Origin of the sequence: Streptomyces sp. NPDC093221 (assembly GCF_044753885.1) — a bacterium.
Classification (GTDB): domain Bacteria; phylum Actinomycetota; class Actinomycetes; order Streptomycetales; family Streptomycetaceae; genus Actinacidiphila.
Genome location: NZ_JBIVOA010000005.1, coordinates 62,773 through 87,878, shown reverse-complemented (window position 1 = coordinate 87,878; position 25,106 = coordinate 62,773). Strand labels below are relative to the sequence as shown.

The window sequence follows — 25,106 nt, the reverse complement described above, 5'->3', positions numbered from 1 at the left end:
CCCCCCGAGGCGGGGCGGCCCCGGAGGACGTCACCTCCGGGGTCAGGGCAGCCAGGCGGGGGCCAGGGCCGAGGGGGTGAGGAGGCGGGGGGCGCCGGTGCCGTCGGCGGGGGCGGTGTACAGGTCGGAGCCGTAGTCGCCGGGGAGGGAGTAGACGACGGTCGCGTTGTCGGACCACACGGCCTGGTCGTCGACGCTGCGGGTCTCGGCCAGCGGCCACTCGCGCGAGGTGGCCAGGTCGAGGACGTAGAGGCGCCAGGGGGCGTCGGCGGGCAGGCCGGGCACGCGTTTCTTGAAGGCGATCCGGGTGCCGTCGGGGGAGAGCGACGGGCACTCGACGTTGGTGCGCAGCGTGGTGACGGTACGGGCGGCGACGTCGCCGCGCACGAGGTAGGTGTGGCCGCCGGTGGCGAGCGTGGCGTAGAAGTGCCGGTCGTCGGCGAAGGTGACGCCCCAGAAGTTGATATCGGCGGCGCGCACGCGGTGCCCGTCGCGGGTGACGGCGTAGTCCTCGAGGGACGACTGGAGGGTCCCGGTGCGGGTGTCCAGGATCGAGGTGCGGGTGGAGAAGTCGGTGCCCGCGTACGAGTCGCCGCCGACGAAGACGGTCCAGGCGGCCATCCGCCCGCTGGGCGAGACACGGGCGCGGGTCGGGATGCCCGCGAGCGGCACACGGCGGGTGGCGCGCAGCGCCGAGTCCAGGACGACCGCGTCGTACGAGTCGTTGACCGCGCCGCGCTTGGCCTGGAGGCAGATGCCGGTGCCGCCCGCCGCGTAGAAGCGCAGGCACTTCACGCCGGACGCGACGCGGGGCCCGGTCGGCGCGAAGGCGGGCACCGAGGCCAACTCGTCGCGGTGCGGCCCCCACGCCATGGAGCGGAAGACGATACGGGGGCCGCCGGCGGCCAGCGAGACCGTACCGGCGCGGACGGCGGGGCCGCCCGCCTGCACCTGGTTCTTCCGGTCGGCCCGGTCGGCGGCCCGCCAGACCGCGACCCCCGCCACGCACGCCAGCACGGTGATGCTGGCCAGCAGCACCAGCAGCCGGTTGCGCATGCTCATACCGCCCTCGACCCGCCCGCTCATGCCGTCGCCTCCGGCGCCGTGGGAGTCCGTGACGGCCGCAGCCGGACCGACAGCGCGACGCTCGCCGTCAGTGCCAACGCGGCCCCCGTCAGGGCGGATTGGTCGCCCCACGCGGTCCACGCCGCCCCGAAGGCTATGGAGCAGACGAAGCGCGCTGCGGCCTGCCCGGTCTGTACGAGCGCGAGCCCGCTGGAGCGCAGCGCCGCCGGTACGGAACCGGCCGCGGCCGCCATCAGCACCCCGTCCGTGGCCGCGTAGAAGGCCCCGTGCAACGCCAGTACGGCGTACGGCAGTACGCCCGCCCGCAGGTGGGCGAGGAGCAGCCCGTACGCCAGGAGCAGCGCGAAATGGCCGCCGACGAAGACCCGCCAGCGGCCGACCCGGTCCGCCCAGCGGCCCAGCGGCACGGCGAGCAGCAGGAAGGCGGCGGCGGTGCCCAGCGGGAGGAGCGCGAACCACCGGTCGGGGACGCCGAGTCGGCGTTGCAGCAGCAGATAGACGAAGGAGTCGCTGACGGTGGCGAGCCCGAGCGCCACCGCGCACAGCGCCAGCCCGCGCAGCTCCCGCCGCCCGAGCAGCCCCACGGCGGCCCGTAAGGACGGCCGGTCAACGTCCTTGTCAGGCACGGGAGTTGACCGCCGTACGCCCGACGGCACGAACAGCAGCAGCACGACCACGCCGACCGCCGCCACACAGAAGCTGACGGTGAAGACCGCGTCGTATCCTTCCGCCGCCTGACGGAGGATCAGGAAGGCTGCCAGCGGCCCGAGAAGCGCCCCGGTGGTGTCCATCGCGCGGTGCACACCGAACGCCCGGCCCCGCGACTCCGGCGGCGCCGAGAGCGAGATGAGCGCGTCGCGCGGCGCGGTCCGCAGGCCCTTGCCGGTGCGGTCGACGGCGAGCACCGCGCCGATCAGGGGCAACGTGTGCACGGCCAGGAGCAGCGGCTTGCACAGCGCGGACAGTCCGTACCCGAAGGCGGCCACCGCCTTGTGCCGCCCGCCGCGGTCGGCGAGATGCCCGCCGACCAGCCGTACCACCGCGCTGAATCCGTTGTAGACGCCGTCGAGCAGACCGAAGCCGAGCGGGGAGAGCCCGAGCCCGGTGACCAGGTACAGCGGCAGCACCGCGGTGACCATCTCCGACGACACATCGGTGATGAGGCTGACCGCGCCGAGCGCGAGCACCGTCGAGGTGACCGCGGACGACCGCCCGGGACGCGGGCCCCGGGCGGTCGTCGGCGCTGTCGTCGGGCTGTCCGCCGCGCTCGTCGGTGCGGGTGTCGCGGGCGTGCTGCCGCGGCTCTCGCTGACGTACATCGGTCAGTTGGTCCAGATGCCGGTGATGTCCGCGGCGGACGCGGCGTTGCCCGCGTGCCCCGAGGTACCCGCCAGATCCTCCAGTGTGCGCAGCAGGTTGTAGTGGTTGTAGTTGGTCGCGGACGAACTGCCCGCGGTGACCGGCTGACCGTAGAAGACGGTCGGAATCCGGTTGCCGCTCAGCGAGTTGTCCTCGTCGAAGGTCACGACCAGCACGCTGTTGTGGGTCTTCGCCCACGTCGCGTACGCGCCCAGGTTGTTCTTGATCCAGGTGTCGCCGGTCGCCACCGAGCAGTCGTGCATGTCGCTGCACAGATTCGGTACGACGAAGGACATCCGCGGCAGCGTCGAGTAGTCCGTCGGGAACTGCGCGAAGGTCTTCGCGGTCGACGTCGGGACATTGCCGAAGCCGAACCACGGGTTGTGCTTCTGCGCGTAGTTGCCGCTCTTGCAGGTCGTCGAACCCTGGCTCGGCAGCGTCTCGTTGTAACTGCCGAAGGTCTTGCCCGCGGCGATCACCTCGGAGCCGAGATTCGCGGCCGAGCTGAAGCCGATCTTCACGCAACTGTCGTCCGTCACGCCCTGCGTGGACCCGGAGAACAGCGCGTAGTAGTTCGGCTGGCTCGGGTGCGTGATCGCGTGGCTCTGCGTGAGATTCGCGCCGCCGGTGGCCAGCGAGTTGATGTACGGCGCGCTCGAACTGCCGATGACCTGGCTGTACGCGTGGTTCTCCATGACCACCACGAGGGTGTGGTCGGGGGTGGGCACAGAACCGGCCGCGTGCGCCGAGCCGCCGAGACCGGTCCACAGACCGGCGGACGCGGCGGCGAGGCCGACTGCGGACAACAGAGCGGTGCGGCTGCGGCGGGGCAGAGTCCAGCCGTGCACGGCGTACCTCCGGTAGTGGGGGGAAGGACGAGGAACCGCTGTACATGACAAATTTTAAGAGCCCGATCACGTCAGGGCGAGCGGGCGCCGGGTGAAATGAAGGCGAACACCGAGGTACGGCCTGCCGCCGGCTCCCACAACCCTCCTGCTGGGGCGCCGCCCCCCTGCCCCCTACCGGGCAGCCCCGCCCACCACGCCGCGCCACTCTCCCGCGTGGCCAAGCCCGCGATGTCCGCCCGCACGGCGGGGGGCCTCCGGCCGGGAGGGGGGTGTGGTCGGTGAGTCGGCGCTGCGCGCGCGCCGCGTGGTGCGGGTCGTGCGGTTGCGCCTGCGGCGCGGGTGGCCTCCGGCCGGGAGGTGGGGTGTCGCGGTCGGCGGGGCGGCGCTGCGCGCGCCGTGCGTGCGGGTCGTGCGATTCCGTCCGCACGGCGGGGGCCTTGGGTCGGAGGCCGGGGTGGTGCGGTTGCTGGGGCGGCGCTACGCGATCCGTGCGGTTCCGCCCGCGCCGCGGGGAGCCTCCGGCCGTGTGGGCGGGGTGGTGCGGTCGGCGGGGCGGCGCTGCGCGCGCCATGCGGTGCGGGTCATGCGGGTGCGCCCTCACCGTGCGGGTCGTGCGGTTGCGCCCATGCCATGCGTGCCGTACGGGGCCGCGCCGCGTGGTGCGGGTCATGTGTTTACGCCCACGCTCGTGCGGGCCTCTTGGTCGCTGGGATGGGGCCGTGTGCGGGGCGCGGGATCGGGGTCGGGTGGACTGGTGGCCGCACTCCGGCTACCGAGCCCCCCGCAGGGGGTTACGCTCAAACCGAAGCCTTGATCGATCCGGGCTTGCGCGGGACCGTTCCGGGGTACGGGACACGCGCCACCGCGAAGCCAAACCAAGCCAAACCAAACCAGGCCAGTCGAGCGTCACCCCGCCACACCACATGACCCGCCGGGAGGGCCGATGCAGGGACGCCGGAGCAGTACGTTCACGCGGCTGCTGCGGCACGGCTTCACGGACCCGGCGGCGGCCGAGCGGCTGCTGGAGCTGCCCGAGCTGTCGACGGTCAGGACGGACCCGGTGCTGCTGGAGGCGCTGGGCGCGACGGCCGACCCCGACCAGGCGCTGATCAGCCTGGTACGCCTCACGGAGGCGCTGGACCCGGCGGAGCGGCGGACGCTGCTGGACACCGTCATGACGGCGAAGCCGCTGCGCGACCGCCTGCTGGGCATCCTCGGCGCCTCCGAGGCCCTCGGCGACCACCTCGCCCGGCACCCCGCCCACTGGCACGCGCTGGTGATGTACGAGTCCGCCGACCTGCACCCGGGCGTCGCCGACTTCGTCCGGGCCCTCTCGGGCGCCGACACCCCCGACGCGCTGCGCGTCGCCTACCGCCGCTGCCTGCTCGGCATCGCCGCCCGCGACGTGTGCGGCACCAGCGACCTGGTGCGTACCGCCGCGGAACTGGCCGACCTCGCCACCGCCACCCTGCGCGCCGCGCTGGCGATAGCCGCAGCCGAGAGCCCGCAGGACGCCGCCGTCTGCCGGCTGTCCGTCATCGGCATGGGCAAGTGCGGCGGCCACGAGCTGAACTACGTCTCCGACGTCGACGTCGTCTACGTGGCGGAACCGGCCGAGGAGACGGCGGGCCAGGAGGACGCGGAGGGCACCGCCGTACGCGCCGCCACCCGGCTGGCCGCCCGGATGATGCGGATATGCTCCGACACCACCGCCGAGGGCACGATCTGGCCGGTCGACGCCAATCTGCGGCCCGAGGGCAAGAACGGGCCGCTGGTCCGTACGCTCTCCAGCCACCTCGCCTACTACCGGCGGTGGGCGAAGACCTGGGAGTTCCAGGCGCTGCTCAAGGCCAGGCCGGTCGCCGGGGACGAGGCGCTCGGCGAGGAGTACCTGGCCGCGATCCGCCCGCTGGTCTGGCAGGCCGCCGAGCGCGAGAACTTCGTCACCGACGTGCAGCAGATGCGCCGCCGCGTCGTGGAGAACATCCCCGCCGCCCAGATCGACCGCGAGCTGAAGCTCGGCCCCGGCGGCCTGCGCGACGTCGAATTCGCCGTGCAGCTCCTCCAGCTCGTGCACGGCCGCACCGATCCGTCGCTGCGCAGCGGCACCACGCTGACCGCGCTCGCCGACCTCGCCGCGGGCGGCTACGTCGGCCGCACCGACGCCGCCGCGCTCGACGACGCCTACCGCTTCCTGCGGCTGATGGAACACCGCATCCAGCTCCAGAAGATGCGCCGCACCCACCTCGTCCCCGACGACCAGGCGGGACTGCGCCGCCTCGGCCGCGGCCTGGGCTTCCGCGCCGACCCGGTCGCCGAGCTGAACCGGGAGTGGAAGCGGCACGCCATGGAGGTACGGCGGCTGCACGAGAAGCTGTTCTACCGGCCGCTGCTGGACGCGGTCGCCCAGCTCGGCGGCGAGGAGACCCGGCTCAGCACCGACGCGGCCCGCCAGCGCCTCCAGGCGCTCGGATACGCCGACCCGGCCGCCGCCGTCCGCCACCTGGAGGCGCTGGCCAGCGGCGTGAGCCGCAAGGCCGCCATCCAGCGCACGCTGCTTCCGGTGCTGCTCGGCTGGTTCGCGGACTCCGCCGACCCCGACGCCGGGCTGCTCGGCTTCCGCAAGGTCTCCGACGCGCTCGGCAAGACCCCCTGGTACCTGCGGCTGCTGCGCGACGAGGGCGCGGCGGCGCAGCGGCTGGCCCGCGTGCTCTCCTCCGGGCGGCTCGCCCCCGACCTGCTGATGCGCGCCCCCGAGGCGGTCGCGCTGCTCGGCGCCGCCGACGGTCTCGTGCCGCGCGACCACGCCGCCCTGGAGCAGGAGGTGCTGGCCGCCGTCGGCCGCGCCGACACCCCCGAGCAGGCCATCGCCTCGGTACGCGGAGTACGCCGCCGCGAGCTGTTCCGTACCGCCGCCGCCGACCTCATCGACACCTACGGCGACGACGAGGAGGCCCAGGAGGAGACGCCCGAGGAGCCGCCGGACCCCGCCGCGCTGGTCGACCGCGTCGGCACCGCCATCTACGGGCTCACCGCCGCGACGCTCGCGGGCGCGCTGCGCGCCGCCGTCAACCACGTCACCGGCAACGACGCGCACCCGCTGCCCACCCGTTTCGCCGTCATCGGCATGGGCCGCTTCGGCGGCCGGGAGCTGGCCTACGGCTCGGACGCCGACGTGCTCTTCGTCCACGAACCGCTCGACGGCGCGGACGAGGGCGAGGCCACCCGCGCCGCGCTCGCCGTCGCCGACGAACTGCGCCGCCTGCTCCAGATCCCCACCGCGGACCCGCCGCTGCTGGTCGACGCCGATCTGCGGCCCGAGGGCAAGAGCGGGCCCATGGTCCGCAGCCTCGCGTCGTACGCCGCCTACTACCGGCGCTGGGGGCTGATCTGGGAGAACCAGGCGCTGCTGCGCGCCCTGCCGGTCGCGGGCGACGCGGACCTCGGCGCGCGGTTCACCGCCCTGGTCGACCCGCTGCGGTACCCGGAGAACGGCCTCGAAGAAGAGGCGGTCCGCGAGATACGGCGCCTGAAGGCCCGGATGGAGACCGAGCGGCTGCCGCGCGGCGCCGACCCCACGACGCACGCCAAGCTCGGGCGCGGCGGGCTGTCCGACGTCGAGTGGACGATCCAGCTCGTGCAGCTCCAGCACGCGGGGCGGCTGCCCGCCCTGCGCACCACCGGCACCCGCCCGGCCCTCGCCGCCGCCCGCGAGGCCGGGCTCATCGACCCCGAGGACGCCGCAGTCCTCGACGACGCCTGGGTTCTCGCCACCCGCGTCCGCAACGCCGTCATGCTCGTCCGCGGCCGCCCCGGCGACACCTTCCCCAGCGACGGCCGCGAACTGGCCGCCGTCGGCCGCTATCTCGGCTACCCGCCCGGCCACGTCGGCGACATGCTGGAGGACTACCGCCGCCGCACCCGCCGCGCCCGCGCCGTCGTCGAACGCCTCTTCTACGCCTACGAGTAGCCCGCCTCGGACCGCCTCGGGTCGGGGCGGCTCGGCCGTTCGTGGGTCGGGGGCCGGGGGCTGCGGGAGAGGGGTTCGAAATCGGTATATTTACGGCGCTTCTGGTACTCCGTATCCGGTGACCTCTCCTGCGCCACAAATATCCGGCAGCATTTCGAACCCCTCCCCCTCCACCCCCAACCCCCTCCACCCCCGGATGTGGGGAAGGGGGCCGGAACGGCGGGGCGCCCTCACGGTCTTGGACACCCGTCCACCCGCGGACCGTGTGAGGGTGCCACCCGCCCAGCCCCGGGCGGAGGACGCTCGGGGCGCCCTCATGGTCCTTGCCACCCACCCCGGCCACCCCCACCGGCCCGTCGGACGCCGACGTACCCGGAGGGGACGGGCCGGGGTGCCCCCGCAGAAATGCGGTGACAAGAAGGGCACCGGATACACAGGTACCAGGTAGCCGCATTTCGAGGAGGTACCCCGGACCGGCACCGACTCAGGCACAAGCGGCACCCGCAGACGAAAAAGCACCCGCACGGGTGGGCGGGCGGGCAAGAACACCCCACTTAGTCGGAAAGCGTCTCCGCCCACGTACGAGACCAGTGATCCAACGGCGCGATGGCCTCGGCCAGCCCCGCCCCGAGAGGCGTGAGCCCGTAACGCCCCTGATCCCCCTGCGCGAGCAGCCCGGCCGCGGCCAACTCCCGCAACCGCTGATAAAGAACGCTGGGCGACATCGCGTCGCACCGTTCACGCAGGTCACGAGCGCCGACCGGCCCGTCCCGCAGCTCCCAGAGAATGCGCAGCGCCCAGCGCCGCCCCAGCAGATCGAGCGCGGCCATCAGGGGCCGCCCGGTGCGCGAGCCACGGACCTCGCCGCCCGGCCGGGGGCCACCGGTGCCACCCTCCATCCGACCCTCCTTGACGCTTCTGATTCCGAAATCATACGGTGGTGCCAGGCGTTACGGAATGCGAAACGTACACGAGCCGGAGGAGCAGGGATGGGCGAACCGACCGCTTTCTACGAGCCCGACCCGGACGGGTCCTTCGTGGCGACGGACGCCACCCAGGGCCCCTGGTCGCCCGACCTCCAGCACGGCGGCCCGCCCAGCGCGCTGCTGGTCCGCGAGTTCGAGGCCCTGGTCGCGGCGACGGCACGGGACGGCGACTCCGACGGCGACCCCGACAGCGACTCCGAGGGCCACCCCGACGGCCACCTCGCGAAAATCGCCATGGACTTCCACGGCCCCGTCCCCGTCGGCCCGGTCCGCGTCCGCGCCTCCGTCCTCAAGCCCGGCAGGCGCGCCCAGCTCCTCGCGGGCGAGCTGAGCGTCGACGGCCGGGTCGTCCTGTCGGCCCGCGCCTGGTGGCGCCGCCGCTCACCCGGCCTCGTACCGGACGTCCCCGTCCAGGCCGCGCCGCTGCCGGACCCCGACGACGTCGTCCCGGCCGACCCGCTCCCCGGCCACTTGGACCATGGCTGGATCGCGTCCATGGACTACCGCTACCTCGCCGGATTCGTCACGACGCCGGGACCGGCCACGGTGTGGGTGCGCCCGAAGTTCCCGCTCGTCGCGGGCGAGACGACCTCCGGCACCCAGCGGGCCGTCCTCGTCTCGGACGGCGCCAGCGGCTTCAGCGCCGCGCTGGACTTCCGCACCCACCTGTTCAGCAACCTCGACCTCGTGCTGAGCTTCCTGCGTCCGCCGGTCGGCCCCTGGGTGGCACTGGACGCCGTGTCAGCCCTGGACGGGGCGGGCGGGGGTACGACCAGCACCCGCCTCGCCGACACCGCCGGTTACCACGGCTTCGCGCTCCAGACGCTGTACGTGGCGCCGCATCACGCCGTCTGAGGGTCCGACGCCCGGGCCGACACCGCGTCCACCGGCTGGCGCGGCATCCGGTACAGCCAGCGCCCGTAGACCAGGTACGAGATCCCGTAACCGACCGCCAGGCACACCACACCGCCGACCGCGTCCAGCCAGAAGTGGTTGCCGGTGGAGATGATGACCGTGAGGGTGAACACCGGGTACAGCGCGCCCAGCGCCTTCGCCCAGGTGTGCTTGGCCAGTATCGCGATGGTGATCCCGCACCACAGGGACCAGCCGATGTGCATCGACGGCATGGCCGCGTACTGGTTCGACACATGCGCCAGATTGCCCGAGGACAGCGAGCCCCAGGTGTGGTGCACCTCGACGGTGTCGATGAAGCCGCCGCCCGTCATCAGCCGGGGCGGCGCCAGCGGGTAGAAGTAGAAGCCGACCAGGGCCATGGCGGTGGTCACGAAGAGCACCAGACGGGCCGGGCCGTACCGCCCCGGATGGCGGCGGTAGAGCCACACCAGCACACCGATGGTGATGATGAAGTGCAGCGTGGCGTAGTAGTAGTTCATGATGACGATCAGCCAGGTCGCCGAATTCACGGCGTGGTTGACGGACCGTTCGATCGCCAGACCGAGGTGGTTCTCGAAGGACCACACCGACGCGGCGTGTCGCAGGGCGACGGCCTTCTGCTCCGGAACCGCGTTCCTGATCAGCGAGTACACCCAGTAACTGACGCCGATCAGCAGGATCTCGAACCAGAGCCGGGGTCTGCGGGGTGTGCGGATGCGCCTGATGAGGGTGTGGCGCGGCTCCGTGCGGGCCACGCCGGTCGCTCCATCCGGGGGAGTGGAACCGGTGGAGCGCGGCGAGGCGGTCGTACGGCCGCCCATAGTCTTCGCAGTCGGTTCCCCCATGGGACACCAGTCTGCCAGATTCGCCCCGTATCGCAGGTCAGCCTTCGGTCGGATCCTGCGTGCCGCCCGTCCCCCTTGAGGAGGGTTTCTGTGCGGGCACGGGCGTGTTCCGCGCGGCCGGCGCGGCGGCTGTTGAACCTCGAACGACCAGCTCGGGCAGGAAGACGAATTCGCTGTGCGGCGCCGGTGTGCCGCCGATCTCCTCCAGCAGCGCGTTCACCGCGGCCTGGCTCATCGCCGCGACCGGCTGCCTGATGGTGGTCAGCGGCGGATCGGTGAAGGCGATCAGCGGCGAGTCGTCGTATCCGACCACCGAGACGTCCTCCGGCACCGACAGGCCCTGCTGCCTGGCCGCCCGGATCGCGCCGAGCGCCATCATGTCCGACGCGCAGACGATCGCGGTGCAGCCCGAGGCGATCAGCGCCGTGGCCGCCGCCTGACCGCCCTCCAGCGTGTACAGCGAGTGCTGGACCAGTGTCTGCGCCTCGTCCTCCGCCATGCCCAGCACGTCCGCCATGGACGCCGTGAAGCCCTCGATCTTGCGCTGTACGGGGACGTACCGTTTCTGCCCGACGGCCAGGCCGATCCTGCGGTGGCCGAGCGCCGCGAGATGGGTGACGGCCAGCCGGACCGCGTCCCGGTCGTCCGGCGACACGAACGGCGCGTCGACCTTCTCCGAGAAGCCGTTGATCAGCACGAACGGCACGCCCTGGCCCTGGAGCCTGGCGTAGCGCTCCATGTCGGCGGCCGAGTCGGCGTGCAGACCGGAGACGAAGATGATCCCGGCGACCCCCCGCTCGACCAGCATCTCCACCAGTTCGTCCTCGGTGGACCCGCCGGGCGTCTGGGTGGCGAGCACCGGGGTGTACCCCTGGCGGGTCAGCGCCTGTCCGATGATCTGCGCGAACGCGGGGAAGATCGGATTCAGCAGCTCGGGGGTGATCAGCCCGACCAGTCCGGCGCTGCGCTGGCGCAGCCGGACCGGCCGCTCGTACCCCAGGAGGTCGAGCGCGGCCAGTACGGATTCACGGGTGGTCGTGGAGACGCCGGGTTTGCCGTTGAGTACCCGGCTGACCGTCGCTTCACTGACCCCCGCCTGGGCTGCGATGTCAGCGAGCCGCGCGGTCACAGCACCGGATGCTAGGGGACGGAACGCCACCACGTCAGATCGCCCACCAAATTGCCGTGTCTGCGGAGATAGTCAGCTCAATGCTGCCATTCTCCGTGTTCGGGACGCCCGCCGTCGAGCCGCCGCTGACATCGCTGTCACCGCTGACGTTACCGCTGCCGCTGGTGGAGCCGGAGCCGGAGCCAGTGCCCGCGCCCGCGCCCGCGTGCAGGCCGCTGTCGCTGGACAGCAGCATCCGCCCGGGGCCGGGAAGCGTCACCGTCACCGGCTCGCGGGTCAGGTTGACCGCGCAGACGAAGCTCCCGGCGCCGGGCTCGTCCCCGCCGCCCCTGCGGAAGGCCAGTACGCCCTCGGGCGCGTCCAGCCACGTCACCGCGGCGCCCGCGCCCAGCGCCGGGTGCTCCCGGCGCACCGCGAGGGCCGCCCGGTACAGCTCGAGGGTCGACGCCGGGTCGCCCGTCTGCGCCTCGACGCTCAGGCCCGCCCAGCTCTTCGGCTGCGGCAGCCAGCTCGGCCCGCCCGCCGGACCGAAGCCGTACGGGGCCTCGTCGCCCGACCACGGGATCGGCACCCGGCAGCCGTCGCGGAAGCCGTCCTGCCCGGCCGCGCGGAAGAACGACGGGTCCTGCCGTACCTCGTCCGGCAGGTCCGTCACGTCCGGCAGGCCCAGCTCCTCGCCCTGGTAGAGATAGGCCGAACCCGGCAGCGCCAGCATCAGCACGACCGCCGCCCGAGCTCTGCGCAGCCCCAACTCCCGGTCGCCCGGCTCACGTTGCTGCGTCCCCAGCTCCGGCGGGTTGCCGAAGCGCGTCGCGTGCCGGGTCACGTCGTGGTTGGACAGCACCCACGTGGCGGGCGCGCCCACCGCGCTCATCGCGGTCAGCGACTTGTCGATGACCTTGCGCAGCTCCGGCGCGTCCCAAGGGGTGCTCAGATACTCGAAGTTGAACGCCTGGTGCAGCTCGTCGGGGCGCAGGTAGAGCGCGGCCCGCTCGATCGTCGGCGTCCACGCCTCGGCGACCGCGATCCGGTCTCCCGCGTACTCGTCCAGGATGCGGCGCCAGCCGCGGTAGATCTCGTGCACACCGTCCTGGTCGAAGTACGGCATCGCCGCCGTGCCCAGCAGCGTGAGCTGCTCCGCGTGCCCGATGTCCGGCAGGCCATCGGCCTTCACCAGGCCGTGCGCGACGTCGATCCGGAAGCCGTCGGTGCCCAGGTCCAGCCAGAAGCGCAGCACGGAGCGGAACTCGTCGTGCACCGCCGGGTGGTTCCAGTTGAAGTCGGGCTGCTCGGGCGCGAACAGGTGCAGGTACCACTCGCCGGGCGTGCCGTCCGGGTTGAGCGTACGGGTCCAGGCCGGGCCGCCGAAGATGGACTCCCAGTCGTTGGGCGGCAGTTCGCCGTCCGCGCCCTTGCCGGGCAGGAAGTGGAAGCGGTCCCGCAGCGGCGAGCCCGGTCCCTCGTGCAGCGCCCGCTTGAACCACTCGTGCTGGTCCGAGCAGTGGTTGGGCACCAGGTCCACGATGACCTTCAGGCCCAGCGCGTGCGCGGCCCTGATCAGGTCGTCGGCGTCGGTGAGGCTGCCGAACATCGGGTCGACGGCCCGGTAGTCGGCCACGTCGTACCCCGCGTCGGCCTGCGGGGAGGCGTAGAACGGCGACAGCCACACCGCGTCCACACCCAGCTCGCGCAGGTACGGCAGCCGGGCGGTGATCCCGGGCAGGTCGCCCATGCCGTCGCCGTTGCCGTCGGCGAAGCTGCGCGGATAGACCTGGTAGATGACCGCGTCGCGCCACCAGTCTCTGCGCTCCGCCCCGGCGTCGCCAGCGGCGTCGGCGGTGGCGGAGCTGGGCGCGTGGGTGAGGTGCTGGCTCATGGCTTCCTTCATTGTTCCGGGCCTTCGGCGGCGGGGGAACGACAACTGGCTTACGTACGTGGTGCGGTGCGGACGGTCGGGCCCTCGAGGGGACCTCGCGGGCCTCAGCCCTTGGTGCCTCCGGCGGTGAGGCCGGCCACCAGGTGGCGCTGGACGAGCAGGAAGACGATGCCCGCGGGGATCGCGATCACGACCGAGGCGGCGGTCATGCTGCCCCAGTCGGCGCGCTGGTCGGAGGCGAAGGTGCGGATGCCCGCCGCCAGCGTGGAGTGCTTGTTGCTCATGAACTGGCTGGAGTAGGCGACTTCGCCCCACGCGGTGAGGAAGCTGTAGAAGGCGGTGACCGCGAGGCCCGGCCGCGCCAGCGGCACGATCAGCCGCCAGAAGGTGCCGAACGGGGTCAGGCCGTCCACTCGGCCCGCCTCGTCGATGTCGCGCGGGATCGTGTCGAAGTACCCCTTGAGCATCCAGGCGCAGAAGGGCACCGAGATCGTGCAGTAGACCAGCACCAGGCCGAGGTAGGTGTCGATCAGGTCGAGCTGCGCCATCAGGTTGTACAGCGGCACGATCAGCACGGCCACCGGGAACATCTGCGTGATCAGGAAGGTCCACATCAGCGACTTGTGCCCGGGGAACTTCATCCGGGAGATCGCGTATCCGGCGCTGGAGGCGATCAGCACGCCGAGCACCGTGGTGGCCGCGGCCACGATCACCGAGTTGAGGAACCACTTGGGGAAGTTGGTGTGGAAGAGCACGAACCGGTAGTTGCCCAGGCTCAGATGGCGCATGACCTCGCCGGGCTGCTGCCACGAGGTGCTGGGGCCCAGCGAGATGAAGACGATCCACAGCACGGGGAAGACCGCGACGGCGCTCGCCACCAGCAAGGTGGCGTGCAGCGCGAGCGAGGCGCCGCGGCTGCGGGTGCCGCGCGGGCGGTACTTGCGGCGCGCGGCGGACCCGGGGGCCGCGCCGGTACGGGCGGCGGGGGCGGTGGCGGCCGGGCCGCTGTGGGTGGTGGCACTCATGGTGATCCGGCTCCTATGCCTGCTCGGACTTCAACTGGCGGCGGTAGAAGGTGGAGAAGGCCACAAGGATGAGGAGGATGACGATGCCGTAGGCCGCGGCGCCCGAATAGTCGGACACTCCGGTGAACGCCTTCTCGTAGGCGTACGTCACCAGGATGTCGGTGTCCCCTGTGGTGTTGTTGCCGAGCAGCAGGAAGATGATCGGGAACATGTTGAACGTCCACACGGTGCTCAGCAGGATCACCGTGCTGGTGACCGGCCGCAGGCCCGGCAGCGTCACGTTGAGGAACCGCTGCAACGGCGTCGCGCCGTCCATCTCGGCCGCCTCGTACAGCTCGCTGGGTATGGACTGGAGGCCGCCCAGGGTCGCCACCATCATGAACGGCACGCCGCACCAGACGTTGACGATGATGACCGCGATCTTCTGCGCGAAGGGGGTGCCCAGCCAGTCCTGGGCGGGCATTCCCATGTGCGTGATGATGTCGTTGAAGACGCCGTACTGCGAGTTGAACATCAGCCGCCAGGCGAAGACGCCGATGAAGGCGGGGACCGCCCACGGCAGGATCAGCGCGAGCCGGTAGAAGAGGCGGAAGCGCACCGGGCGGTTGAGCAGCATCGCCATGCCGAGGCCGATGGCGTACGTGATCGCGACGCAGGACACGGTCCAGATGACCGTCCACTGGAGCCGCGGGTAGAAGTCGCCGTCCTTGCCGGAGATGATCTGCCAGTAGTTGTGCAGGCCCACGAAGTCGTACGTGGCGCCGATGTGGACCGGGCCGATGTCCTTGGCGACGTTCATCTCGGTCGCGTTGGTGAGCGACAGGTAGATGCCGTACACCAGCGGGTAGAGGACGAGCACGCCGATGACGATGAGCACCGGGGCGACCATCACCCAGGCGTACCAGTACTTGTCCCAGGACCGCCGCAGCGACGTCCTGAGGCCCGGCCGGGGGGCCTTGCCCCGGGCGGGGGTGTCCATGGTGGCGGTGGTCATCGCTCCTCGGCTCTGTCGGGTCTTGTGGCTGTTCAGGAGTGGACCGGACCGGCCGGCCGGGCGCGTGGGCCCCGCCTGTTCAGGTGGCGGGGCCCCGGCCGGCCGGCCCGGAGAAAAGGGGGCTACTGGACGGTGAATCCGGGCAGCAGCTTGCCGAACTCCTTCGCCGCCGTGTCGAGCCCGTCCTTCACGGAGGTCTCACCCTGAAGGATCTTGATGTACTGCTGCTGGAGCGGCGTGAACAGGCTGCCGACCTGGGGCAGCGCCACCCGCGGCCGGGCGGTGTCCATGATCGGCTTGAACCCGGCGATCTGCGGGTTCTTGGTGACCTCGGCGGTGTACGCGGACGTCCGCGTCGGCAGCGTGCCGTTCTTCAGCGCGATCTGCTGTTGGCTGCTGGAGGAGGTCATGAACTGCGTGAACAGGTACGACGCGTCCAGGTTCTTCGAGCCCTGGTAGACCGCCAGGTCGTGACCGCCGGTCGGCGCCAGCGCCTTGCCGGTAGAACCGGCCGGGACCGGCGCGTACCCCAGGTTGCTCTCCTTGCCCTGGAAGGCGCTGCCCGCCAGGTCGTCGCTGACCGACCAGGGGCCCTGGATCAGCATCGCGACCTTGCCGGTCTTGAAGGACGTCTGCATGTTGTCGTACGCGCTCGCGAAGTCGACCTTCAGCGAGGAGGTGTCGTAGACCTCCTTGGCCTTGGTCACCGCCTTGACCGCCTCGGGCGAGTTGATCGTGATCTTCTTGCCCGCCGGGTCCGCCAGGTCGGCGCCCTCGCCGAACAGCAGCGGGAACAGGAAGTACGAGTCCGGGTTCACGTACGTGCCCGCGACCCCCGGCACCTTCTCCTTGATCGTCTTGGAGTCCGCGATCAGCTCGTCCCACGTCTTCGGCGGCGCCGCGATCCCCGCCTTCGCGAAGATGTCCTTGTTGTAGAGCAGCCCCAGCGTGTCCGTCACCGACGGCACCCCGTATGTCTTCCCGTCGTACTTCGTCGTGTTCAGCGGCCCCGCCAGGAAGTCGTCGGCGTCCGTCAGCGCGGCCGTGCCGTCCAGCGGCGCGATGTAGTGCAGCGACGCGTACTCCGGGATCAGGCCGACGTCCGCCCTGATCACGTCCGGCGCGCCCTTGCCGCTCTGCGCCGCCGCCTTGAACTTCTGCTCCACCGTGGTGAAGTCCACGTTCTGGTAGTTCACCTTGATCTTCGGGTACTTCGCCTCGAAGTCCGCGATCAGCGCCTTGTACGTCGGAGCCTCGTTCTTCGCGTCCGAGGTGTCCCAGTACGTGATCGACCCGGTCACCGCCGCCGGGTCCTTCGCCGCCGACGCCTTGTCATCCTTGCTGTCACTGCTACCGCCACAGGCGGTCACCCCGAGAACGATGGCCGCGGCCATCGCCACGGCGGATATGCCGCGTCGCATACCTGACTCCTTGAAGAGGGAAGTGCCCGTTCGCCCAGATCCGACTGGCTCCACTGCTCGGGCTGGGCAGGAACGTAACAGCGATGCAATCCCTTGCGAAAGTCCTTGCAAGCAACTTTCTGCAAGAACCCTTCCGATGTGACGAACGCGTTACCACCGTGCGACACCCGCTCGGGGAGGCGGAACGCGGTGCGGACCGCGGACGGCCGGGGGGTGCCGGACGGCGGGAAGACCTGTACGGAAGGGGAGTTGAGGAGCGTTACCCGGCGTATCGCATGCTGGAATCCCTTACAAGGTCTTGCTGTAAGCCTCCCCGCGGGGATACGGTCCCGGTCAAGTTCGTTCCGGCGCCGATGCCGGAGCTGCACCGGGTTTTCATGCGCGTGGGGCCCCGGCGCGAGGCTGTCCCCTTTCCGCCGTCAGGCGGAGTAGTCGCAAGGAGAACCGCCCGTGGCCCTGCCGTTCAGGCTGCCCGCGTACCGGTCGCGGACCGGTAGACGTATCAGAAGCACCGCCGTCGCCACGGCGCTCGCCGCGCTCGTGGCGCTGGCCGTACCGGCCGCGTCCGCACACGGCGTGCCCGCCCCGCCACCACCGCCGTCGGACAAGGCGCTCGCCGGGCAGGCCGCGCGGCACGACGCCACGCGGGAGCAGTTCTACTTCGTGATGCCGGACCGCTTCGCCAACGGGGACAAGGCCAACGACAAGGGCGGTCTGACCGGCGGCAGGCTGACCACCGGGTACGACCCCACGGACAAGGGGTTCTACCAGGGCGGTGACCTCAAGGGCCTGACGCAGAAGCTGGATTACATCAAGGGCCTGGGCACCACCGCGATCTGGATGGCCCCGATCTTCAAGAACCGGCCGGTGCAGGGCACGGGCACGGACGCCAGCGCCGGGTACCACGGCTACTGGATCACGGACTTCACCCAGGTGGACCCGCACTTCGGGACCAGCGACGACCTGCGCAGGCTGATCACCGCGGCGCATGCCAAGGGCATGAAGATCTTCTTCGATGTGATCACCAACCACACGGCCGACGTCATCGGCAACGCGGAGAACACGTACACCTACCTGTCCAAGGGCGCGTTCCCGTACCTCGCCGCGGACGGCACCCCCTTCGACGACAGCACCTACGCCGACGGCGGGAACGGTGCCGGGAAGGCGACGTTCCCGAAGGTCACGACCGCGTCGTTCCCGCGCACGCCCATCGTGCCCGCGGACCAGAGGAACGCGAAGGTGCCGGCCTGGCTCAACGACCCGACGATGTACCACAACCGCGGCGACTCGACCTTCGCGGGCGAGAGCGCGGACCAGGGCGACTTCAGCGGCCTGGACGACCTGTGGACCGAGCGGCCCGAGGTCGTCAGCGGCATGGAGCGGATCTACGAGAAGTGGGTCAAGGACTTCGCGATCGACGGCTTCCGGATCGACACGGTCAAGAACGTCGACCTGCCGTTCTGGACGCAGTGGGCGACCGCGCTGGACGACTACGCGGCCAGGCACGGCCGGCCGAACTTCTTCATGTTCGGCGAGACGTACTCCGCCGACCCGGCCATCACCTCGCCGTACGTCACGCGGGGCCGCCTCGACGCGACGCTCGACTTCCCCTTCCAGGACGCGGCCCGCGCCTACGCCTCGCAGGGCGCGGCGCCCGCGAAGCTCGCCGGGGTCTACGGCCAGGACTACCGCTACACGACGGACAAGGCCAACGCGTACGAGCAGGTCACCTTCCTCGGCAACCACGACATGGGCCGGATCGGCTCCTTCCTGAAGCAGGACAACCCGGCGGCGGACGACGCCGAACTGGTGCGACGGGACCGGCTGGCCAATGAGGTGATGTTCCTCGGCCGCGGCAACCCCGTCGTCTACTACGGCGACGAGCAGGGCTTCACGGGCGCGGGCGGCGACAAGGACGCCCGGCAGACGATGTTCGCCTCCCAGGTCGCCGACTACCTCGACGACGACGAGATCGGTACGGCGCGCACGCACGCCGACGACGCGTACGACCCGACGCACCCGCTCTACCGCGCCATCGCCGCGCTGTCGAAGCTCACCAAGGACCACCCTGCGCTGCGCGACGGGGTCCAGACCGAGCGGTACGCGGAGCCCGGCACGGCGGCCGGTGTCTACGCGTACTCCCGCACGGACGCGAAGACGCGTGACGACTACCTGGTGGCGGTCAACAACGCGACGGCCGCGAAGACGGTCACGATCCCGGCTGCGGGCGCGGCGAAGGCCGCGTACCGGGCGCTGTACGGGACGACGGGGACGCTCACCACGGGCGCGGACGGTTCGCTCAAGGTGACGGTGCCCGCGCTGAGTTCGGTGGTCTACCAGGCCGCGGGGCCGCTGCCCGCGCCCACCGCGAAGCCGACGATCACGCTGGCCGCACCCGAGGCGGGCGCCACCGGCACCGTCGAGCTGACGGCCGACGTCAGCGGCGGCGGCCTCAACCGGGTCGTCTTCGCCGCCCAGACCGGCAACGCCACGTGGCAGGTGCTCGGTTCTGCCGACCACGCCCCGTACAAGGTGACGCAGACGATCGACCCGAAGACGGCGGCCGGAACGCCCGTACGCTACAAGGCCGTTGTGGTGGACGCCGCCGGACGCACGGCCGCGGCCACCGCCGCGACCAGCACCGGTACGACCCCGGTCACCCCGCCGCCCACCGCGATCAGCCACGACTACGCGGTGGTCCACTACCAGCGGACCGACGGCGACTACGCGGACTGGGGCCTGTACACCTGGGGCGACATCGCCGACGGCGAGGCCACCACGTACCCGGCGGGCCACGCCTTCACCGGCCGTGACGCGTACGGCGCCTTCGCCTATGTGAAGCTCAAGCCCGGCGCGTCCGATGTCGGCTTCATCGTCGTGAACAAGGACGGCGTCAAGGACACCGACGGCGACCGCGCGATCGACCTCACCGCGACCGGCGAGGTGTGGATCAAGCAGGGCAGCCCGGACGTGGCCACGACCGCGCCGGACGGCGCCTACCCGCCGCAGGACACCGGCAAGGCCGTCCTGCACTACCACCGCGCGGACGGCGACTACACCGGCTGGGGCCTGCACGTCTGGACCGGCGCGGCCACCCCCACCGACTGGTCCTCGCCCGTCAGGCCGGCCCGGATCGACTCCTACGGCGCGGTGTACGAGGTCCCGCTCGCCGCGGGCGCCACCTCGCTCAGCTACATCCTGCACAACGGCGACGCGAAGGACCTGCCCAGCGACCAGTCGCTCGACCTGACCGGGACCGGCCACGAGGTGTGGCTGCTCGGCGGCACGGAAAAGTATCTCCTGCCGCAACCCCAGGGATCAGGAGCTGACTTGGACCTCACCAAGTCGCAGGCCCAGTGGATCGACCGTGACACCGTCGCCTGGCAGACCTCCGCCGCGGCGGCGTCCCAGCAGCTCGTCTACGCGCCCGACGGCGGCATCACCGTCAAGGACGGCGCGCTGTCGAGCGAGGGCAAGTGGCTGCGGCTGACGAAGGCCGCGACCGGTCTCACCGCCGCCCAGCTCGCCAAGTACCCGCAGCTCAAGGGGTATTCGGCCTTCACGATCGACCCGCGCGACCGGGCCCGCGCCACCGACGCGCTCAGCGGCCAGATCATCGCCACCCAACGCGCCGCCAACGGAGCCCTGTTGGCCGCGACGGGCGTCCAGACCCAGGGCGTGCTCGACGCGGTCTACGGCGCCGCCGCCGCGAAGGACACCCTCGGCCCGGTCTTCACGCACGGCACCCCGCGGCTGTCGCTGTGGGCGCCGACCGCGCACCGGGTGAGCGTGGAGATCGACGGCAGGACCGTACCGATGCGCCGGGACAAGGCCAGCGGCGTCTGGTCGGTGACCGGCAGCCGGTCGTGGACCGGGAAGACGTATCTCTACGACGTCACCGTCTGGGCGCCCAGCGTCCAAAAGCTCGTGGTCAACAAGGTCACCGACCCCTACTCGGTCGCGCTGACCACCGACTCCGAGCGCAGCCTGCTGGTCGACCTGGACGACCCGAAGCTCGCCCCCAAGGGCTGGGAGCGGCAGGCCAAACCGGCCGCGGCGCCGATCGGCCGGGCGCAGATCCAGGAGCTGCACATCCGCGACTTCTCGGTGGCCGACAGCACCGTCCCGGCCGCCGACCGCGGGAAATACGCCGCCTTCACCGACACCTCGTCCGCGGGCATGACCCACCTCAAGGCGCTCGCCGCGGCAGGCGTCAACTACGTCCACCTGCTGCCCGCCTTCGACTTCTCGACGGTGCCCGAACGCGAGCGGGACCAGGCGAAGCCCGCCTGCGACCTGGCCTCGTACGCGCCCGACAGCGAGCGGCAGCAGGCGTGCGTGACCGCGGCGGCGGCGAAGGACGCCTACAACTGGGGTTACGACCCGTACCACTTCACCGTGCCCGAGGGCTCCTACGCCAAGAACCCCGACGGGCCGCAGCGCACCACGGAATTCCGGCAGATGGTGCAGGGCCTCAACAACGCGGGCCTGCGCGTGGTCATGGACGTCGTCTACAACCACACCTCGGCGGCGGGCCAGGCCGACACCTCCGTCCTCGACAAGATCGTGCCCGGCTACTACCAGCGGCTGATGCCGGACGGCTCGGTCGCCACCTCCACCTGCTGCGCCAACACCGCGCCCGAGAACACCATGATGGGCAAGCTCGTCGTGGACTCGATCGTCACGTGGGCCAAGGAGTACAAGGTCGACGGCTTCCGCTTCGACCTGATGGGCCACCACCCCAAGGCGAACATCCTCGCCGTCCGCAAGGCGCTGGACGCGCTGACGCCCGGTCACGACGGCGTGGACGGGAAGAAGATCATCCTCTACGGGGAGGGCTGGAACTTCGGCGAGGTCGCCGACGACGCCCGCTTCGTCCAGGCCACCCAGGCCAACATGGCGGGCACCGGCATCGCGACCTTCTCCGACCGGGCGCGCGACGCCGTACGCGGCGGCAGTCCGTTCGACGAGGACCCCGGCGTGCAGGGCTTCGCCTCCGGCCTCTACACCGACCCCAACTCCTCGGTGAACAACGGCACTCCGGCCGAGCAGAAGGCCCGGCTGCTGCACTACCAGGACCTCATCAAGGTCGGACTCACCGGCAACCTCAAGGAGTTCGGCTTCACCGACTCGGCGGGCAGGCGGGTCACCGGAGCCGAGATCGACTACAACGGCGCACCCGCCGGATACGCCGACGCGCCGGGCGACGCCCTCGCCTATGTCGACGCCCACGACAACGAATCCCTCTACGACGCCCTCGCCTTCAAGCTCCCCGTCGGCACCTCGGCCGCCGACCGCGCCCGTATGCAGGTCGTCGCCGAGGCGACCGCCGCGCTCTCCCAGGGGCCCGCGCTCTACCAGGCGGGCTCGGACCTGCTGCGCTCCAAGTCCCTCGACCGCAACTCCTTCGACTCCGGGGACTGGTTCAACGCGATCCACTGGCAGTGCGCCGACGGCACCGGCTTCGGCCGGGGACTTCCGCCCGCAGCCGACAACCAGGCCAAGTGGCCGTACGCCAAGCCGCTGTTGACGCAGCCCCAGCTCAGCCCCGGCTGCGCGCAGATCACCGCGGCCTCCGCCGCGTACCAGGATCTGCTGCGGATCCGCACCGCCGAGCCCGCCTTCCGGCTCGGCACCGCGGCCCAGGTCCAACAGCAGGTCTCCTTCCCGCTGTCGGGCCCCGACGAGACGCCCGGCGTCATCACCATGAAGGCCGGCGACCTGGTGATCGTCTTCAACGCGACGCCGACGACGCAGAAGCAGCGGGTGGAGGCGGCGCGCGGAACCTCGTACGCCCTGCACCCGGTGCAGGCGGCCGGGACCGACCCGGTCGTCAGGACCTCGACGTACGCGGCGGGGACCGGGACCTTCACCGTGCCGGGGCGGACGGTGGCGGTGTTCAGGACCGGTCGCTGAGGACCGTCGGGCGCCCGTGAGGGGAGCCCGCGATCCGGCCGTTTCCGCACTGAATCGCGGACGGCGGGAACCGCGGGCTCCCCTTGGCGCGTCAAGTTTTACGGCCGGGTCGTACGCCGGAGGGAACCAATGTTGCCCTGGATGCGTCCACGCCCATATGAGCTCCCCGCACATCAGGGTCCGCCCTGCCACGCCCGAAGACCTGAGCGCGATATCGGACATCCACGCCCGCGCCCGCGCCAGCTACTACGCGGGCCACCTCCCGGCCGAGGAGTACAGCGGCCCCGCGGAGCTGGAACGACAGCGCGTGGGTACGGCCAGGGCCATTTCCTCGGACGACCGGACCGTGCTGTGCGCGGTCAGGGACGACCGGGTGGTCGGCTTCGCCGTGCTCGCCGCCCGGCACGACGAGGACACCCTCTTCCACTTCCACATCGACCCCTCCGTCTGGCGCACCGGCACAGGCACCGCCCTGCACCGCGCCTGCGTCGCCGTCTGGCAGGCCGCGGGCCTCACCACCGCCCGCCTGGAGGTCTTCGCCCCCAACGCCCGCGCCCGCGCCTTCTACACCCACCAGGGCTGGCAGGAAGACGGCCGCACCGGCGACCACGTCCGCATGCGCCTCACCGTCCCCACCCCGGCCCCCACCCCCCAACCGGCCCACGAATAGTTCCGGCGGCCCCGGGCGTTACGAGGCGGGGAGTGGGGTCAGGGTGGCGCCGGTGGTGAGGTGGGCGGTGAGGGTGGCGCGAGTGCCGCGGGGGGCGCGGGTGGAGAGGTAGGGGCCGTCGGCGGAGGCGTGGACGCCCGCGGTGGCGGTGATCCGGGTGACGTCGCGGCTGCCCGCGGCGACGAGGTACCAGTGGGAGCGGGGGGACTGCCACATGACGCCCGCCATGACGTGCTGGCCGAAGCGGCTGCACGCGTTGCCGTCGGTCTGCCGGCCGGCGACGGTGCCGGGCGCGGCGGCGGGGGAGGACGGCGGGACGAAGGTCACGGTGGCCTGCCCCGGCCCGCGCCAGGTGTCGGCGCGGGCGCAGGTCCAGGACGCCTCGCCGCCGCCCTCGGGCAGCGGGGTACGGGCGAACTCCCAGTTGTTGACGGCCTTCACGCCCTGCCCGCGCAACTCGCCCAGATAGCAGGCGTTGTGCGCCCAACTGACCAGTGCCTGAGCCCCGGTGGCCTCACGCGGCTGCCGCGCCGGGACACCGCCGCCCGGAGGCGGGGTGTACGTGAGGTGGACCGGCGACAGGTCGCCGAGGTCGGTCAGCAGGAAGGTGTGGCTCTCCACGATCCTCGAGGACGACTTGAGCTGCACCACCGGCCAGGCGCTGCCGCACGCACCCGCGGCGGCCCCCGCGCCCGGCATCCGTACCGGATCGGTCACCCCGTCCGCGTCGCGGTGCAGCGGCGCGCCGAGGACGTTGGGCCGCATCAGATCGCGGGTCTGCGCGTCCGCGATCCACGGGGCGGTCAGGAAACGGGTGTTGCCGTCCACCCGGTCGACCACGACCGCCGCCGCCGTCGTCACATCGGCGTCCTGCACCTGCGCGAAGTCCAGCGCGGCGCGCCCCGAACCGCTGCGCGGCTGCGCGTAACGGACGATCCGCAGACCGTCGTAGAAGATCACCACCGCCGCCGCGTCGACATTCCCCGCGAAGAGCAACTGCGGCGGCTGGGCAGGGGCGTTGCGCGGAGTGCCGGGCGTCGAGGAGACGTCCACGTCCGCGCCGGGGCGCGCCCACACCGCGAGCGCCCGGCCGAGCAGCGCCTTGTCGTCGGCCCGGCCGCCGCGCGCGGGCCACGCCGTGAAGTCCATCCGCGCGGTCGACGCCCACAGCGCCGCGTCCGGCCGTACGAGAGCGGCCGGATCGAGCGCGCGGGCCGCGTCCCCCGCACCGGACGCGGGAGAGCCCGGCGCCGCGTACGACGCCGTACCGCCGTCGCCGCCGCTGCCCCACACCGCCCAGCCGGACACCAGCACGGCGGCCACCGCGACGGCCGCCCCGGTCACCAGCCCCGCGCGCCTGCGCTGCCTGCGCCGCAGCAGGTCGGTCGGCCCCACCTGGAGCGTGCAGGGATCGAACTCACCGGCCGTCAGCAGGTGTTGGCCGCCCTTGACGGCCGCCGCCGCCCGCATCGCGCCGCGCGGATCGGCCGCGCCCGCGGCCCTCAGCACGGCCAGCACCTCGGCGTCGGCCAACTCCTCGACCCCGCGCAGCGCGAACGCCGCCCGTGCCTCGGGCGCCAACTCCGCCAGCGCCCGGTCCAGCGCCAACTCCTCGCTGCCGCCCGCCCGCGGATGCAGCCGCAAGCCGACGACCTGCGGCAGCGCCGTACCACCGGCGGCGGCCGTACGCACACGCTCCCGCCAGCCCCAACGGCCGCCGCCGTGCCGCCCGTAGGCCAGCGCCTCGCGCAACACCTCGTGCCGCAGCAGCGCGTACGCCTCACCGCGCGGCCCGTCCGTCGCACCCGCCGTCCCCGGCGGATACCGCCGGTCGCGCGGCAGCGACCGCTGCACCAGGCGGTGCGCGGTCAGCACTCTGCGATGCGTGCCGAGCGCGGTGGGCAGCGCCAGATACGCCAGCCGTACCAGGCGCGGGTAGTGCTCGACGAGCGCCGCCTCCGCCTCTTCCACAGCGACCGGGCCGGGCTCGTCATCGGCGGAATCGCTTTCTGCTGAGCGCGTGTTCACGCCCCGTCAAACGAGTGGATCATCCGATGGTCACGAGATACCGCTCGCGCGCGGCGGTC

General features: G+C 71.9%; 15 protein-coding genes. 4 read left to right on the top strand and 11 right to left on the bottom strand.

All coding sequences use genetic code 11. From position 1 onward, the window contains the following. Positions 1 to 42: 42 nt before the first annotated feature. The 3 genes from ACIQCJ_RS20825 to ACIQCJ_RS20815 are packed head-to-tail and all read right to left on the bottom strand — an operon-like array spanning position 43 to position 3,293. A complete protein-coding gene (locus tag ACIQCJ_RS20825) occupies positions 43 to 1,062 on the bottom strand; it encodes a TolB family protein (protein ID WP_402712358.1) in 1,020 nt (339 codons plus the stop codon). A 20-nt stretch (positions 1,063 to 1,082) separates the two neighbouring features. Further along, positions 1,083 to 2,405, bottom strand: coding sequence for an MFS transporter (locus ACIQCJ_RS20820; RefSeq protein ID WP_355334422.1), 1,323 nt, complete (start codon positions 2,403 to 2,405; stop codon positions 1,083 to 1,085). Between the two features lie 3 nt (positions 2,406 to 2,408). Continuing rightward, positions 2,409 to 3,293: an alkaline phosphatase family protein gene (locus tag ACIQCJ_RS20815; RefSeq protein WP_188279784.1), complete on the bottom strand. Its 885-nt coding sequence runs from the start codon at positions 3,291 to 3,293 to the stop codon at positions 2,409 to 2,411. A gap of 943 nt (positions 3,294 to 4,236) precedes the next feature. Here ACIQCJ_RS20815 and ACIQCJ_RS20810 point away from each other — a divergent pair. After that, on the top strand, positions 4,237 to 7,263 hold the full coding sequence (locus tag ACIQCJ_RS20810) for a bifunctional [glutamine synthetase] adenylyltransferase/[glutamine synthetase]-adenylyl-L-tyrosine phosphorylase (protein WP_401853008.1): 3,027 nt from the start codon (positions 4,237 to 4,239) through the stop codon (positions 7,261 to 7,263). Positions 7,264 to 7,817: 554 nt separating this feature from the next. Here ACIQCJ_RS20810 and ACIQCJ_RS20805 read toward each other — a convergent pair. Beyond that, positions 7,818 to 8,093, bottom strand: a complete 276-nt coding sequence (locus ACIQCJ_RS20805) for a winged helix-turn-helix transcriptional regulator (RefSeq protein WP_391044258.1) — start codon at positions 8,091 to 8,093, stop codon at positions 7,818 to 7,820. A 159-nt stretch (positions 8,094 to 8,252) separates the two neighbouring features. Between ACIQCJ_RS20805 and ACIQCJ_RS20800 the strand changes: the two genes are divergently transcribed. Further along, positions 8,253 to 9,104 (top strand): thioesterase family protein, encoded by an 852-nt coding sequence (locus ACIQCJ_RS20800; protein ID WP_402712176.1) that lies wholly within the window; start codon positions 8,253 to 8,255, stop codon positions 9,102 to 9,104. Here the strand turns inward: ACIQCJ_RS20800 and ACIQCJ_RS20795 are convergent. The 6 genes from ACIQCJ_RS20795 to ACIQCJ_RS20770 form a co-directional block, all read right to left on the bottom strand. Further along, positions 9,092 to 9,988 carry a phosphatase PAP2 family protein gene (locus tag ACIQCJ_RS20795; protein ID WP_401303945.1) on the bottom strand — a complete coding sequence of 299 codons (897 nt, stop codon included), beginning with the start codon at positions 9,986 to 9,988 and terminating at the stop codon, positions 9,092 to 9,094. The two genes, ACIQCJ_RS20800 and ACIQCJ_RS20795, sit on opposite strands and share 13 nt — an antisense overlap. Positions 9,989 to 10,025: 37 nt before the next feature. Further along, positions 10,026 to 11,117 carry a LacI family DNA-binding transcriptional regulator gene (locus tag ACIQCJ_RS20790; protein WP_355334408.1) on the bottom strand — a complete coding sequence of 364 codons (1,092 nt, stop codon included), beginning with the start codon at positions 11,115 to 11,117 and terminating at the stop codon, positions 10,026 to 10,028. A 34-nt stretch (positions 11,118 to 11,151) separates the two neighbouring features. Continuing rightward, positions 11,152 to 12,993: a glycoside hydrolase family 13 protein gene (locus ACIQCJ_RS20785; protein ID WP_402712175.1), complete on the bottom strand. Its 1,842-nt coding sequence runs from the start codon at positions 12,991 to 12,993 to the stop codon at positions 11,152 to 11,154. A 104-nt stretch (positions 12,994 to 13,097) separates the two neighbouring features. Beyond that, the gene (locus ACIQCJ_RS20780; protein WP_355334406.1) at positions 13,098 to 14,018 is read right to left on the bottom strand and encodes a carbohydrate ABC transporter permease; all 921 of its coding nucleotides are present in this window, start codon (positions 14,016 to 14,018) and stop codon (positions 13,098 to 13,100) included. Between the two features lie 13 nt (positions 14,019 to 14,031). Continuing rightward, the gene (locus ACIQCJ_RS20775; protein ID WP_188283291.1) at positions 14,032 to 15,012 is read right to left on the bottom strand and encodes a carbohydrate ABC transporter permease; all 981 of its coding nucleotides are present in this window, start codon (positions 15,010 to 15,012) and stop codon (positions 14,032 to 14,034) included. Between the two features lie 122 nt (positions 15,013 to 15,134). Continuing rightward, positions 15,135 to 16,433, bottom strand: a complete 1,299-nt coding sequence (locus ACIQCJ_RS20770; RefSeq protein ID WP_355334402.1) for an extracellular solute-binding protein — start codon at positions 16,431 to 16,433, stop codon at positions 15,135 to 15,137. Between the two features lie 450 nt (positions 16,434 to 16,883). Here ACIQCJ_RS20770 and pulA point away from each other — a divergent pair, with 450 nt between their 5' ends. Further along, entirely contained in the window at positions 16,884 to 22,349 is a 5,466-nt protein-coding gene (gene pulA / locus ACIQCJ_RS20765) for a pullulanase-type alpha-1,6-glucosidase (protein WP_402712174.1), read from the top strand. Positions 22,350 to 22,506: 157 nt separating this feature from the next. Next, complete coding sequence (locus ACIQCJ_RS20760; RefSeq protein WP_391043789.1) at positions 22,507 to 23,019, top strand: GNAT family N-acetyltransferase; 513 nt, start codon at positions 22,507 to 22,509, stop codon at positions 23,017 to 23,019. An 18-nt stretch (positions 23,020 to 23,037) separates the two neighbouring features. On the opposite strand, the gene ACIQCJ_RS20755 is transcribed toward ACIQCJ_RS20760, so the two are convergent. Further along, positions 23,038 to 25,047 carry a hypothetical protein gene (locus ACIQCJ_RS20755; RefSeq protein WP_402712173.1) on the bottom strand — a complete coding sequence of 670 codons (2,010 nt, stop codon included), beginning with the start codon at positions 25,045 to 25,047 and terminating at the stop codon, positions 23,038 to 23,040. Positions 25,048 to 25,106: the final 59 nt, after the last annotated feature.

Excerpts from the sequence above, each read along its gene's own strand:
- ACIQCJ_RS20825 (WP_402712358.1), bottom strand. The coding sequence starts at position 1,062 with ATGAGCATGCGCAACCGGCTGCTGGTGCTGCTGGCCAGCATCACCGTG.
- ACIQCJ_RS20820 (WP_355334422.1), bottom strand. The coding sequence starts at position 2,405 with ATGTACGTCAGCGAGAGCCGCGGCAGCACGCCCGCGACACCCGCACCG.
- ACIQCJ_RS20810 (WP_401853008.1), top strand. The coding sequence starts at position 4,237 with ATGCAGGGACGCCGGAGCAGTACGTTCACGCGGCTGCTGCGGCACGGC.
- ACIQCJ_RS20805 (WP_391044258.1), bottom strand. The coding sequence starts at position 8,093 with ATGGCCGCGCTCGATCTGCTGGGGCGGCGCTGGGCGCTGCGCATTCTC.
- ACIQCJ_RS20800 (WP_402712176.1), top strand. The coding sequence starts at position 8,253 with ATGGGCGAACCGACCGCTTTCTACGAGCCCGACCCGGACGGGTCCTTC.
- ACIQCJ_RS20795 (WP_401303945.1), bottom strand. The coding sequence starts at position 9,988 with ATGGGGGAACCGACTGCGAAGACTATGGGCGGCCGTACGACCGCCTCG.
- ACIQCJ_RS20785 (WP_402712175.1), bottom strand. The coding sequence starts at position 12,993 with ATGAGCCAGCACCTCACCCACGCGCCCAGCTCCGCCACCGCCGACGCC.
- ACIQCJ_RS20780 (WP_355334406.1), bottom strand. The coding sequence starts at position 14,018 with ATGAGTGCCACCACCCACAGCGGCCCGGCCGCCACCGCCCCCGCCGCC.
- ACIQCJ_RS20775 (WP_188283291.1), bottom strand. The coding sequence starts at position 15,012 with ATGACCACCGCCACCATGGACACCCCCGCCCGGGGCAAGGCCCCCCGG.
- ACIQCJ_RS20770 (WP_355334402.1), bottom strand. The coding sequence starts at position 16,433 with ATGCGACGCGGCATATCCGCCGTGGCGATGGCCGCGGCCATCGTTCTC.
- ACIQCJ_RS20760 (WP_391043789.1), top strand. The coding sequence starts at position 22,507 with ATGAGCTCCCCGCACATCAGGGTCCGCCCTGCCACGCCCGAAGACCTG.